This is a genomic window from Streptomyces sp. NPDC057877, from assembly GCF_042796855.1.
Lineage (GTDB): Bacteria > Actinomycetota > Actinomycetes > Streptomycetales > Streptomycetaceae > Streptomyces.
This window is the reverse complement of record NZ_JBHVMS010000001.1, coordinates 648,845-661,969: the sequence shown is the minus strand read 5'-3', so window position 1 is coordinate 661,969 and position 13,125 is coordinate 648,845. Positions and strand designations below refer to the sequence as shown.

Sequence of the window (13,125 nt, the reverse complement as noted above, 5' to 3'; positions counted from 1 at the left end):
CCCCCTAGCCGCGGAATCCGAGCACGGTGGTGAATTCCTCCGCGCCGTCGGCGAATCCGGTGCCGACCAGCGTGGTGGCGGGCTCCTTGCGCCCGAAGCCGGGGGAGTACCAGCCCAGCGGCGGGTCGGTCTCGCCGCGGTGCGCCCGCCAGGACAGCTGTCCGGGCAGGTCGAGCACCGCGGAGCGGTCCTCGCCGTCGCGGGTCCAGGTGAGCACCGCCCGGTTCCCCTCCAGGTCGGCGGTGATCTCGGGGCCGAGGTGGAACGCCAGCCGTGCGGCCCGGCGCGGCCCGCGCACCTCGTCGACCACCCGCAGCTCCCGGTCGGCGGCGATCAGCTCCACCCGGCGGCGGTGCACGGAGCGCTGGTACCCGTCGTGCTCGGCGCTCCAGCGGACACCGCTCGCCTCCAGGACCCGGCTGCGGGCCTGCCGGGTCCACAGGAACGGGCCGCCGGAGACGGACTGGTCCTCACCGTCCAGTTGCAGGGTGTTGTGGCCGAGGGTCGAGCGGAAGTACCGCCGCCACTCGGGCTGCCCGTGGTAGCAGTACGTCCCCGGGTCGGCGAGCACGTCGACCCCGTCGTGCCGGACCTCCACGGACAGCGCGTCCGCGTGGGCGTGCGCGGCGATGGACAGGAAGCCGTGCGGGCCGCCGTCGCAGCGGCACCAGATCTCCTCCGGCCCGCGCAGGATGGTCAGCCCCGCGTCCGCGAAGTGGTCCGGCCGACTCGCCGGGCGGGTCACCGACAGGTCGGCGGGCTTGATGAGCGCCGCCAGCAGCGGGGTGCGCACATCGGCGCCGGTCACCGTCGGCCACCAGGCGAGCCGACCGAACACGGCGTCCCCGGTGGCCAGCAGGGAGGCCCAGCGGTCGGTGCCCGCGCCGTCCAGGACGAGACCGTGACCGTCGTCCGCGTCCCCCTGGCGAGGCGGCCGTAGCCGGTTGTCCACGACGGCCGCGAGCGCGTCGGTCATCCGCAGCAGCGTCAGCCGGACCGGCGCGGGCACCGGCACCTCGGCGGCGTCCGCCTCGGCCAGCGCGGCCAGCCCCAGCTCCAGCACCAGCCCGTGGTACTCGGTGGCCAGCTCACGGTTGAGGCCGGAGCCGAAGGTGTTGGCCCGCAGGTGCCGCTCCAGCGACCGCAGCGCGTCGGCCCGCCACCGCGCCGAGTCCGGGAACCACCCGAACGCGCAGGCCGCGGCGAACTGCCCGGCGGCCTCGGCGATGACGTGGTTGTTCGCCGACGAACCCCGGCTGGGGAAGGCGGCCAGCCAGCGCTGGTGGTGCCAGATCTGGTGCCGCGCCACCGGGTTGTCCTCGAACAGCCCGGCCGCGCCCGGCCAGCCGTCCAGCAGCCGACGGACCCACACCCAGGACAGCAGCCGGATCCCCAGCTCGATGCCGCTGATCCAGTGCACCCCGCGCAGCGGCGCGTTGCCCGCCCACCACCGCCGCAGGTGCTCGGCCACGCGCTCCGCGTACCGCTCGTTCCCGGTGACCGCGTAGGCGGCGGCGAGCACGGTGAGGTACTGGTGCCGGGACAGCTCCCAGATCTGCTTGATGTCGCCGACCGCGTCCTCGTCGCGGTACGGCACGTCGAAGGCGTACCCGAAGGGGGCCCGGCGCCCGGTCTTCGGGTCGTACCACCAGTCCGGGTCGGCCAGGTCGTCACGGACCACCCCGAAGAACTCGGCGTGCCCGGCCAGCAGCCGGTCCGCCTCCGCGATCAGACGCTTCGCGGCGTCCGGCGGCACCGCGGCGAGCGTCCCGGCGGGCAGGACGGCGGTGAACCGGGCGCCGGTCACCTCCGGACTCTCCGGCCGCGCCGACCGCCAGCGCCGTCTGCGCACCGCGTCGCCCGCCCGGCCGCCGACCTCCCGCGGCCCCATCCGGGACAGCCGCCGCAGGTACCAGCCCGCGCTCATGGTCATGGCGTCCTCGCCAACGTCACCGGCGCGCCACCGGCCAGACCGGTCTGCACGGCGAGGGAGGCCGCCGTGGTGGCGACCAGCGACTCCAGCGTCACCGGCATCGGCCCGCCGGTCCGCACGGCCTCGAGGAACGCGTCCAGCTCGGCGCGCTGCCCCTTGTCCCGGGCCTTCGGCAACCGTGAACTGACCCATCGCTTACGGCCGTACACCGAGGCACGGACGAAGTCGTCGAGCCGCAGCACCTTGCCGTCCGCGACCAGGTCCAGCGTCTCCTTGGGGAAGCCGGGCGAGCCGGTGGTGACGTAGCTGATGGTGGCGGTGGACCCGTCCGGGTAGCGCAGCACGACCTGGAGGTCCTCGTTGCCGGAGGTGCCCACCGCGTACACCGAGACCGGGTCGGCGTCGAGCAGCCAGCTCGCCGTGTCGATGAAGTGCCCGCCCTCGCCGACGAACCGCGAACCCTCGGTGGCCTGCTGGAGGTACCAGCTGCCGTGCTGCAGCCGCCCCGCGTTGACTAGATAGCGCAGGCTCGCCGGTCCCGTCCGGGCGCCGAACTGCTTCCTGGCCTCCCGCAGCAGCGGCGCGAACCGCCGGTTGAAGCCCACCTGGAGCCGGTCGTTGCCGGACTCCTCCACCGCCTTGAGCACACCGGACAGCTCGTCCTCGGTGAGCGCCAGCGGCTTCTCCACGAACACCGTCTTGCCCGCCAGCAGCGCCCTTCGGGTCAGCTCGGCGTGCGAGCTGTGCCGGGTGACCACGAACACCGCGTCGATGGACGGGTCACCGAGCACGGCGTCGAGATCGGTGGTCGCCTCCGCGAAGCCGAGCTTGCGCTGGGCGTTGGCCGCGGACAGCGCCGTCGTGGTGACGACCGTGGACAGCTCGACGCCCTCGCGCTGCGCCAGGTGCGGCAGCAGCATCGACGTCGCGTAGTTCCCGGCGCCCGCGAACGCCAGCCGTACCGGCGTCTTGACGGCGCGGGCCGGGGCGGGTGACCCGACGCCTCGCGCGACCGCGGGCACGGTCACCTCCGGGGCCGTCGCCCCGGGGGTGTGCTCGGGGTACCGGAACAGCACGGCCACGGCCTTCAGCTCGCCGTCCTTCAGCCGCTGGTACGTCTTGACGGCGTCCTCGAAGTCGGCGACGTGGGAGACCAGGGGCTCCACGTCGACGCGTCCACGGGCGACCAGGTCGAGGAAGCACGCCAGGTTGCGGCGCTCCGTCCAGCGCACATAGCCGATCGGGTAGTCCCGCCCCTCCAGCTCGTACTCCGGGTCGTAGCGACCGGGGCCGTAGCTGCGGGAGAACCGGACGTCCAGCTCCTTCTCGTAGTACGCGTTCCACGGCAGGTCCAGGCGGCACTTGCCGATGTCGACGACCCGGCCGCGGTCCCGGCTCAGCCGGGCGGCCAGCTCGACGGGCTGGTTGCTGCTCCCGCCCGCCGCCAGGTACACCTGGTCCACCCCGTGCCCGTCCGTGAGTTCGGCGACGAAGCTCTCCACCGCCGCCGACGTGGGATCGCCGCAGGCCACGGCGCCCAGCCGCTCGGCCAGCGCACAGCGCGCCGGGTCGGGGTCGACACCGACCACGTTGACTCCGGAAGCGGTCAGCAACTGCACCACGAGCTGCCCGATCAGGCCCAGGCCGATGACCAGCGCCGCGTCGCCGAGCTGTGGCTCACCGCGGCGGACGCCCTGCAACGCGATGGACCCGACCGTGCCGAACGCCGCGTGCCGTGGCGCGAGGCCGTCCGGGACCCGGGCGTAGAGGTTCTTCGGCACCCAGTTCAGCTCGGCGTGCAGCGCGTGCTCATTGCCCGCGCACGCCACCACGTCGCCCACGGCCACGTCGTCGATCCCGGGGCCGACCTGCTCGACCACCCCGCACAGCGAATAGCCCAGCGGCGTGTAGGAGTCCAGCTTCCCCATCACCTTGCGGTAGGTGGCGGGCAGCCCGTTGGTGGCCACGCTCTGCATGACCTTGGCCACCTGGTCGGGGCGGGAGCGGGCCTTGCCCACCATCGACATGCCCGCCTCGGACACCTTCATCAGCTCGGTACCGGTGGAGATCAGCGAGAAGAGGCTCCGGACCAGCACCCCGCCCGGCTTGCACCCCGGCACCGGAACGTCGAGCAGCGCCAGCTCGCCGCTCTTGTAGTTCTGCACAACCTGTTTCACCAAGACTCCTTCAGTTCCTAAGCCGTCGAGCCAGAGTTCTGGCCGGATCCGGAGGTCGCGCCGCGGTACCAGTACTCGAGGGTCAGCACATGCCACAGATGCTTGGAGAAGTCCCGCTGGCCCGCGGCGTCCTCCGCGACGAGCCGCTGCAGCGCCTCGCGGCGCAGGAACCCGGAGCGGACGAGCACGCCGTCGTGCACCACCTCCCGCACCAGGGGCGCCAGATCGCGGCTCATCCAGGCCCGCAGCGGGGCGCTGAACAGGCCCTTGGGCCGGTACACGATCTCCCGGGGCAGCACCGAGGTGGCCGCCTCCTTGAGGACGACCTTGCCCTGCCGCCCGACGATCTTGCGATCACCGGGGACGGCGAACGCCGCCCTGACCACGTCGACGTCCACGTACGGCACCCGCACCTCGGTCGACGCGGCCATGCTCGACCGGTCCGTGTACGCGAGGTTCAGGCCCGGCAGGAACATCCGGGCGTCGGTCAGGCACATGCGGTTGACGAAGTCGTCCAGCTCGTTGTCCCGGTAGACGTCCGCGTGCTCGGTCAGCACGTCGTCGACGGTCCCCGCCAGGTCCGGATCGAGCAGGGCGAGCAGCTCCCGCCGGTCGTACATGGTGTAGCTGCGCCGGAACGCCGTCTCCTCCGGCAGCTCGGCGAAGGAGAGAAACCGTTTCGCGAAGCGCACCGACCGGTACCCCCGGCGGCTCGTCGCCACCGGCAACCGGTCCACGGCCGCGTGCACCCCGCGCCGCAGGGGCCGGGGCACGCGCTGGTAGCGCAGCGCGATCAGGTTGGCCAGGTGCTTGCGGTACCCGGCGAACAGCTCGTCGGCGCCCATCCCCGACAGCATCACCTTGACCCCGGCCTCCCGGGCGGCCGAGCAGATCAGGAAGGTGTTGATGGCGGCCGGGTCGCCGATCGGCTCGTCCAGGTGGTACGTCATCTGCGGCAGCAGGTCGAGCACGTTCGGGGCGATCTCGATCTCGTGCAGATCGACGCCGAACCGCTCGGCCACCCTGCGGGCGTAGCGCAGGTCGTCCGGCATCGCCTCGAACCGGGCGTCCTCCGCGCGGAACCCGATCGTGTAGGCGGAGATCCCGGGCTGGTGCCGGGCCGCCAGCGCGGTCAGATAGCTGGAGTCGAGACCGCCGGACAGGAAGGTCGCCACCGGCACGTCGGAGAGCAGATGGCGCCGGGTCGACTCCTCGACGACGGCGGCCAGGTCGGGCTGCTCGCCCTCGCGGGCCTCGGCGGCGACGTCCTTGAGGTTCCAGAACCGGCCGCGCTCCACCCGGCCGTCCGGTCGGCACCGCAGCCAGCTCCCCGGCGGCAGCTTCTCCGCCTCGCGGTACGCGCAGCGCGAGTCCGGCACCCAGTAGTACAGCAGCGACGCCACCAGCGCCCCGGGGTCCACCTCCAGCGACCCGCCCGTCACGGCGGCGAGCGCCTTCAGCTCGGAGGCGAACACCAGCCCCTCGCCGCGCCGGAGCAGGAACAGCGGCTTGATGCCCAGCTGGTCACGGGCGAGCACCAGTTCCCCGGTGCGCTCGTCGAAGACCGCGAACGCGAACATGCCGCGCAGCCGGGGCAGGCAGCCGGTGCCCCAGCGCCGCCAGGCCTCCAGCAGCACCTCGGTGTCGGAGGTGCCGCGGAACCGCACCCCGGCGGACGCCAGTTCGGCGCGCAGCTCGGGCGCGTTGTACAGCTCGCCGTTGTACGTGAGGGCGAGGCCGTCCGAGACCATCGGCTGGGCGCCGGTCTCGGACAGGTCGATGATCGACAGTCGGCGGTGCCCGAGATGCACCTCGCCGTCACCGACGGGATGGTTGTACCGGCCCGCCCCGTCCGGACCGCGGTGGGCGAGGATGTCGGTGAGCCGGTCGGTGACGACCTTCCCGTCCGGCCACCGGTACGTGCCTGCGATGCCACACATGTCCTACCGTGCCTCCTGGTCGCCGTCCGGGACGCGGGCGGCCCACACCCGCACCCGCTCCGTGCGCAGCTGACCCGTCCCGTTCTGCCGGGCCAGCCGCTCGTGGTGGCCGCGCAGCGCGAGGTGCGGGCCGTCCCACAGCGTGCCGTCGGTGCGGTCACGCGGATCCGGGTCGATCAGCACCACGCCGATCACCGGGATGTTGAGATCCGCCAGCTGCCGCGCCACGGTGTGCAGCCATACGGCGCCGGAGTGCCCGGCGCGTACGACGAGCACGGTCTGCGTGCCGAGGTACTGCAGGTCCGTCCACGCCGTGCCGGGCGCGACCGAGCCGACGCCGAAGCGGCGCTCCTGCCGGGAGAGGGTCGCGGCACGCGCGCCGCTCACCACGGCCGCGCCCTGCGGCTTCTGCCGGTGGTTGGCGAGGCGCAGCCCGGGCAGGCCGTCGATGATCACCACCGGCCCCTCCGCCGCCAGCTCCCCGGCGACGTCCAGGGCGATCTCGCTGGTGGCGCGGGCACAGCCCAGTTCCAGCAGCGACACCGTCTCCGCCGAGCCGCGCACGGTGCGGGCCAGCATCACGGTGAGCCGCTCGCGGGCCGCCCGGGCCCGTCGGCGCCGCCACAGCCGGGACCGCCCGCGGGGCAGCTCCGCGATGACCGAGGCGCCCAGCTCCGCCGCGATCTCCCGGCGCAGCACGGGGCGGCCCGCCACCACCGCGCCGACCGCGGCCACCGCGAGCCCCAGCACGAGGCCCAGGACGAGCCCGATCACGGCGTTCGTGGCCGCGGTCCTGGGCAGGGAGTGCTCCATCGCGCGCGGCGCGTCCACGATCTGCGTACCGGCGACGAGCTGGGGCGCGCCGAGCCGCGCCTCCGCGGCACGCTGGTCGAAGTCGGCGATCCGCGAGGTGAGTTCGGCCCGGCGGGCGAACAGCGCCTCGGTGTCCGCCGCTCGCGGTCCGGACTCCGGTGAGGCCTCCCCGATCTCCGCGTTGACCTCGGCGAGTTCCTCCCGCATCCGGTCACGCTGCGCGAGCAGGGTCTTGGCCTCCGCGTTCGCGGCCTCCCGCATCCGCCGCACATGGTCGGTGACGAACGCGTCGGCCAGCGCCCCGGCCCGGGCCACCGCCTCCGCCTCGCTGTCACCGGTCACGGTGATCTGGAGCAGGTTGTTGGTCAGTCCGGCGCCCTCGTACTCCCGCATGAAGTCCTCCGGACGCTCCGGGGAGTCCAGGGACTTCAGGGCCGCTTCGGCGATCCGCGTGGTCTGCAGCAGGGCGACGTCGGTACGGATCAGTGTTCCGGTGTCGTTCGGCTGGTCGTCCTCATGGGCGACCAGCACCTTGGTCACCGCGGTCGGCGGTGGCGGCAGCAGCACGGCCACCGCGACACCGGCGAGCAGTCCCAGCAGCGCCATGGAAGACCACAGGCGGCGGCGCCTGCGGACCGCCACCACCAGCGCCTGGAGGTCGAACAGGGGAGTGGCGGCCGACTCCGAGGCCGTGCTCGTCGTCATACCGAACCTCCCGTCGCACCGTCGCCGACGGCGACCGGTGACTTCGCGTCACCCGGCGGCCGTCCGGCGGGCCGCGCCGGACGGGCCAGGACCGTACTGGCGACGACGAAGCCGACGATCTCGTGCCCGGCGTCCGCACAGGCATCGGCGACGCCCGTGAGTTCCGCCGCCGTACAGTCGCCCGCGCCGAGCACGACCAGGGCACCGGACTCGGTGTCGCGGTCCGGCACCAGCGGCCGGGACGCCGAGACCTCCACCACCCTGAGCGACAGGTCCCCGTCGGCCTCGGCCACGAGCTGTTCGGCGGCCCGGCGGGCGGTCCCGTCGCCGTCCGGTACGACGACCAGCAGCCGATGGGGAGCGGGCAGCCGGTCCCGGAGGCGGGCGCACACCCGCCGGTAGCGGATCCGTCTGCCGCGCTCGTCGTCGGACGTCAGCGGGGCCGGTACGTCCCACCGGACGTCGAGGCCCAGCAGCCGCCGTATTCGGGCCCGTAGCCCACGGTCCCCCGGCCGGTGGACCGGCCGCTCACCGGGTACGTCGACGGTCCCCAGCAGCGCCGAGCCCAGCGCCGCCGCGATCTCCGGTTCGGTGCGCGGCCGACGGCTCATCCGCGCCGCGGTGAGATGGCCGATGACCGCGAGGAGGACGAACAGCAGCGCCCCGGCGACGATGAGCTGCGTCCTGGTCGGCGGGGCCTCGCCGGTCGGCCGGGCCGCCGGTCCCATCACGACCATGTTGGCCTTGAGGGAGGCCGGATCGACCTGGTCCAGCTTGTTCATGGCCTCCTGGAGCGTGGTGCGCAGCTTCTCCAGCTCGGTGCGGGCCTGCACGCTCTCCACGGTCTGACCCGGATCGGCCGCGTTGGCCAGGTCGGTGATACGGCGGCTGGTCTGCACCACCATCTGCCGCAGCTCCTCGGGCCGCGCCGCCGCCTCGGGGTCGGTGCTCTCGTCCCCGATCCGCGCGGCGAACGCGACGAACTGCGCGGCCACCTGGTCGGAGAGCCGTTGCGCGCGCTCCGGGGTCTCGGCCCTGGCCGAGATCTTGATGATGTTCCCGTCGGCGGCCTTGGCGCTCACCTGCTCCCGCAGTTCGCTGCCGCTGACCCCGTTCCAGTCGAGCGCGGCGGCGGCCCGGTCGACGACCACGGAACTGGTCGCGACCTGCGCCTGGGTGAGCAGCTCGCGCTCCTCCCACGCCCCGGGCAGCAGGACGGACGCCGACGTCGTGTAGCGCGGCGGGAACAGCACGGAGGCGCCGTAGCCGAGGAGCGCGCCGAGGACGGCGAGGGCGGCGAGCAGCCGCCAGCGCCGCCGGAATATCCGGCCGATCGTGGCCAGCCGTATCGTGTCATCGCTCAACGACGCGACCTCCGCCCTGTCCTGGCCGGGCCGCCCGCCGACACCGGAGGGCGGTTGCGGCAGGCGGCGGCGTAGGCCGCGAGCAGCGAGCGCTGGGAGTTGCGCCAGGAGAGCTGCCCGCTGATCCGCTCCTGACCGATCTTGCCCATCCGGGCCCGTTGCTCCGGATCGTCCAGCAGCAAGGCGATGAGCCGGGCGAACTCGGCCTCGTCGTTGGCGGGCGCGTAGACGGCGGCGTCACCGGCGGAGACCCGCGCCTCCTTCAGGTCGAACGAGACGATCGGGCGGCCCATCACCATGTACTCCAGGACCTTGTTCATGGTCGACACGTCGTTGAGCGGATTGCGCGGGTCGGGGGAGAGGCACACGTCCGCGGTGGACAGGTAGCGCGCCAGGTCGGCGTCCGGCACGCGCCCCGTGAACTGCACCTGCTCGGAGAGCCCGAGCCGCCCGGACAGCTCCACCATCGCGTCGAAGGTGTCGCCGCCGCCGACGAACACCGCGTGCCAGTCGCTCCGCCCCACCTCGTCGCGGAGCTTCGCCAGGGCCCGCAGGGCGTAGTCGACGCCGTCCTGCGGTCCCATGACACCGAGGTAGCACAGCAGATGGGGCTTGCCGCGCCGCAACTCCGGCTCGGGCGGCACCGGATGGAACCGGTCGACGTCCGGGGCGCTGCGCACCACGAAGACGTCCTCCGGCCGCTGACCGCCACGGCGTACCGCGACGTCGCGGTAGCTCTCGTTCGTGGCGAGCACGATGTCGGCGGCCCGGTAGGTCCGCCGCTCAAGGGCGCACACCGCGCGGTAGAGCAGGTCCTCGCCGCGGTCGAACCGGGAGAGGTACAGCTCGGGTACCAGGTCGTGCTGGTCGAAGACGAACCGCGCGCCGCGCCGCTTCAGCCACAGGGCGGGCAGGAACAGCAGGTCGGGCGGGTTGCAGGCGTGCACCACGTCGACCGGGCCGACCTTCCGGGCCAGCCGGGCAGTGTGCCACAGCGCCGATCCGTACTCCCGCAGATAGCCGGACGGTCCTCCGGTCGCCGCGCGCAACGGGTAGCGGAGGATCCGCACCCCGTCGATCACCGCCTCGGGCTCGGTGTCCCGTTTGCTTCCCCGCGGGCAGATGACGTGCACCTCCCAGCCCGCGTCGCGCAGTGTCGTGCACTCCTGCCACACGCGCCGGTCGAACGGCACGGACAGGTTCTCCACCAGGATCAGCGCGCGGCGGCCGGAGCCGTCGCCGCTGCCTGCGTCACCAAGCGTCGTGTCACCAAGCAAGGCCCATGTACCCCGGTTCGGTCCGGCGCGTCTCGGCGTCGGGTAGGCGGATGAGATCGACGAGTACCGGGCCGTCCCCGTGGGGCAGCGCCGACAGCACGGCCGGGTCCTTGGTCCCGACCAGGCACACCTCGGCGTGTTCGAGCACTTCCTCAACGGAGTCCGCGAGTAGCTGCCCGAGGTGCGGCAGCCGGTTCTCGATGTACTCGCGGTTCGCGCCGATGAGCCGCGAGAGGTTCACGTTGGCGTCGTAGATCCGCAGGTCGTACCCCTTGCCGAAGAGTCTCTCCGCCAGCTCCACGAGCGGGCTCTCGCGCAGGTCGTCGGTGCCGGGTTTGAAGGACAGCCCGAACAGGCCCACCCGGCGCTTGCCGGTGCGCTCGACCAGGTCCACCGCGCGCTGGAGGTGGTCGGCGTTGGAGGGCAGGACGTGGGCGAGGATGGGCACCGAGACGTCGGCCCGGTGCGCCGCGTGGACCAGGCTGCGCAGGTCCTTGGGCAGGCAGGAGCCACCGAAGGCGAAGCCGGGCCGCAGATAGGCCGGGCTGATGTTCAGCTTGTGGTCGGCCAGGAAGACGTCCATCACCTGGTGCGAGTCCACGCCGAGCGCCTGGCACACCGCGCCCAGTTCATTGGCGAAGCCGATCTTGAGCCCGTGGAACGCGTTGTCCGCGTACTTGATCGCCTCGGCCGTCGGCACCGGCACCCGGAACACCTCACCCGGTAACCCGTCGTACAGCGCCGCGACCACGTCTCCGCTGGCCGGGTCGATCTCCCCGATGACGGTCTTGGGCGGGTCGAAGAAGTCCCGCACGCTGGTGCCCTCGCGCAGGAACTCCGGGTTGACCGCCACCCCGAAGTCCACCCCGGCCGTACCGCCGACGTGCTTCTCCAGGAGCGGCACCAGCAGGTTCAGGCAGGTGCCCGGGAGCATGGTGCTGCGGAACACGACGGTGTGCCGCCCGCCCCGCTCGGCGAGCGCGGCGCCGATCTGCTCGGTGACCCGCTCCAAGTACGTCGTGCACAGGCTGCCGTTGGGCTCCGACGGCGTGCCCACGCAGACCAGCGACACATCGCTGCCCATGATCGCCTCGCGGACGTCGCCGGTGGCGCGCAACGCCCCGGTCCGCACGACCTCGGCGGTCAGCTCGCCGATCCGCTCCTCGACCACGGGCGCCTTGCCGTCGTTGACCAGGTCGACCTTCACCGGGTTGACGTCGACCCCGATGACCTCGTGACCCATGCTGGCCAGGCACGCGGCCGACACACAACCCACGTAGCCGAGCCCCAGGACGCTTACCTTCATGACCCGTTCCTCCCCCCGGACAGGCCCTCGCGGCCTGCCGTCCGTGCGCTGACCAGACCCCTACGACTACGACTACGACGAACCCCGCGCATCAGTAGGCCCCCTGCCCCTGGAGCACCGCACGCAGCGTCTTCCACAAGATCACCGTGTCGAGTGCGAGCGACCAGTCCTCCACGTAGCGCAGGTCCAGCCGGACGGCCTCCTCCCACGGCAGGTCGCTGCGTCCGCTGATCTGCCACAGGCCGGTGAGGCCGGGCTTGACCAGCAGCCGCCGCCGGATGTCCGGGCCGTACGCGGCGGACTCCTCCGGTAAGGGGGGCCGCGGACCGACCAGCGACATCGAGCCGGTGAGCACGTTGAACAGCTGCGGCAACTCGTCGATCGAGTACCGGCGCAGCACCGATCCCACCCGGGTCACCCGCGGATCCCGGCGCAGCTTGAACAGCAGCCCGGCACCCTCGTTGAGGTCCGCCAGCTCGGCACGGGCCCGGTCGGCTCCGGCGACCATGGTGCGGAACTTGTAGATGGTGAACTCCCGGCCGTCCTTGCCGACCCGCCGCTGCCGGTAGAACACCCCACCCCGGCTGTCGGCGACGACAAGCAGCCCGACGAGCACCATCAACGGCGCGAAGAGGACGAGCAGAAACGCCGCGCCCAGCCGGTCGACGACCTCCTTGACCGCCCGGCGGCCCCCGGTGAACGCGGGCATGCTGACCCGCAGCAGCGGTATCCCGAGCACGGCGTCGACATGCAGCCGCGGACCGGCCACCTCCATCAGCACCGGGGCCACCACCATCTCGGCCTCGCTGCCCTCCAGGTTCCAGGCCAGCCGCTGGAGCCGGTCCGGTGACCAGTGCGGGTCCGGTGTGATCGCGACGACCCGGTAGCCGTCGCGGCGTACGTGCATGGCGACGTCCGACAGTCGCCCGACGACCGGCACGCCGTCCAGCTGATCGCCGTCGAGCCCCACGCCGTCCGCCGTGCACACCGCGTCCACCCGCCAGCCGAGATGCGGGAACTTGCGGGAACGGCTGATCAGATCACGGACGGTGGCTCTGCTCCCGGCGGCGAGCACCGGCCGCAGACACTGTCCTTCCTTGCGCTGCCTGTGCAGCCTGAGCCGCAGCAGATACCGCTCGGTCATGGTGACGATCGCGATGGCCGGTATCGCCACGAAGATCCAGAGCTTGATGTTGCGCGAGGTGAGGGCGATCCCACCGAGCGCCAGCACGACGACCGCCGTGAACAACGAGCGCCCGAGCCGCCGGAATTCCTCCGCGCCCTGCCCGAGCACACCCGGCGCCCACGCCCGGCTCACCGTCAGCGCTCCCAGCACCAGCAGTTCGGTGCCGAAGGCGAGGATGCCCCACTTCTCATGCCAGTTGGCCGCGTCGCGGGCACCGAAGAAGATGCCGATCCCCGCCACCACGAAGGCGGTGGCCACGGTGTCGCTGATGATCACGGTACGCCGGTACCGCTGTTCCCAGTCGCTCGCGGCCCTCTTGACTCTCCCGTCCGCCAGACGCCCGCGCGCCGACGGAAACGGGTCGACTATTTCCCCCTGCTGCACAAGACCCCCCCCAGGTCACCAGGGGTCAGACGGCTCCGCC

The 13,125-nt window shown here is 72.6% G+C and carries 8 protein-coding genes; all 8 read right to left on the bottom strand.

The genetic code is table 11. The annotated features are described in order from the left end of the window. Positions 1-4 precede the first annotated feature (4 nt). Positions 5-1,933 carry an alginate lyase family protein gene (locus ACFVQG_RS02830; protein WP_383376065.1) on the bottom strand — a complete coding sequence of 643 codons (1,929 nt, stop codon included), beginning with the start codon at positions 1,931-1,933 and terminating at the stop codon, positions 5-7. Next, the gene (locus tag ACFVQG_RS02825; protein WP_383376062.1) at positions 1,930-4,110 is read right to left on the bottom strand and encodes a bi-domain-containing oxidoreductase; all 2,181 of its coding nucleotides are present in this window, start codon (positions 4,108-4,110) and stop codon (positions 1,930-1,932) included. Before ACFVQG_RS02825 ends, ACFVQG_RS02830 begins: the two co-directional genes overlap by 4 nt. Positions 4,111-4,127: 17 nt before the next feature. Next, positions 4,128-6,050 (bottom strand): asparagine synthase (glutamine-hydrolyzing), encoded by a 1,923-nt coding sequence (gene asnB, locus ACFVQG_RS02820; RefSeq protein WP_383376059.1) that lies wholly within the window; start codon positions 6,048-6,050, stop codon positions 4,128-4,130. A gap of 3 nt (positions 6,051-6,053) precedes the next feature. Further along, the gene (locus ACFVQG_RS02815) at positions 6,054-7,568 is read right to left on the bottom strand and encodes a Wzz/FepE/Etk N-terminal domain-containing protein (protein ID WP_383376057.1); all 1,515 of its coding nucleotides are present in this window, start codon (positions 7,566-7,568) and stop codon (positions 6,054-6,056) included. Beyond that, complete coding sequence (locus ACFVQG_RS02810; protein ID WP_383376055.1) at positions 7,565-8,932, bottom strand: Wzz/FepE/Etk N-terminal domain-containing protein; 1,368 nt, start codon at positions 8,930-8,932, stop codon at positions 7,565-7,567. The genes ACFVQG_RS02815 and ACFVQG_RS02810 overlap by 4 nt, the downstream gene beginning before the upstream one ends. Next, positions 8,929-10,209 carry a glycosyltransferase family 4 protein gene (locus tag ACFVQG_RS02805; protein WP_383376053.1) on the bottom strand — a complete coding sequence of 427 codons (1,281 nt, stop codon included), beginning with the start codon at positions 10,207-10,209 and terminating at the stop codon, positions 8,929-8,931. Before ACFVQG_RS02805 ends, ACFVQG_RS02810 begins: the two co-directional genes overlap by 4 nt. Continuing rightward, positions 10,199-11,515: a nucleotide sugar dehydrogenase gene (locus tag ACFVQG_RS02800; protein WP_383376051.1), complete on the bottom strand. Its 1,317-nt coding sequence runs from the start codon at positions 11,513-11,515 to the stop codon at positions 10,199-10,201. The genes ACFVQG_RS02805 and ACFVQG_RS02800 overlap by 11 nt, the downstream gene beginning before the upstream one ends. Positions 11,516-11,606: 91 nt before the next feature. Further along, the gene (locus ACFVQG_RS02795; RefSeq protein ID WP_383376048.1) at positions 11,607-13,085 is read right to left on the bottom strand and encodes a sugar transferase; all 1,479 of its coding nucleotides are present in this window, start codon (positions 13,083-13,085) and stop codon (positions 11,607-11,609) included. Between the last annotated feature and the right edge of the window lie 40 nt (positions 13,086-13,125).

What these genes read in the sequence shown, in the direction of transcription:
- asnB (WP_383376059.1), bottom strand. Translation starts at nt 6,050, where the DNA reads ATGTGTGGCATCGCAGGCACGTACCGGTGGCCGGACGGGAAGGTCGTC.
- ACFVQG_RS02815 (WP_383376057.1), bottom strand. Translation starts at nt 7,568, where the DNA reads ATGACGACGAGCACGGCCTCGGAGTCGGCCGCCACTCCCCTGTTCGAC.
- ACFVQG_RS02830 (WP_383376065.1), bottom strand. Translation starts at nt 1,933, where the DNA reads ATGACCATGAGCGCGGGCTGGTACCTGCGGCGGCTGTCCCGGATGGGG.
- ACFVQG_RS02800 (WP_383376051.1), bottom strand. Translation starts at nt 11,515, where the DNA reads ATGAAGGTAAGCGTCCTGGGGCTCGGCTACGTGGGTTGTGTGTCGGCC.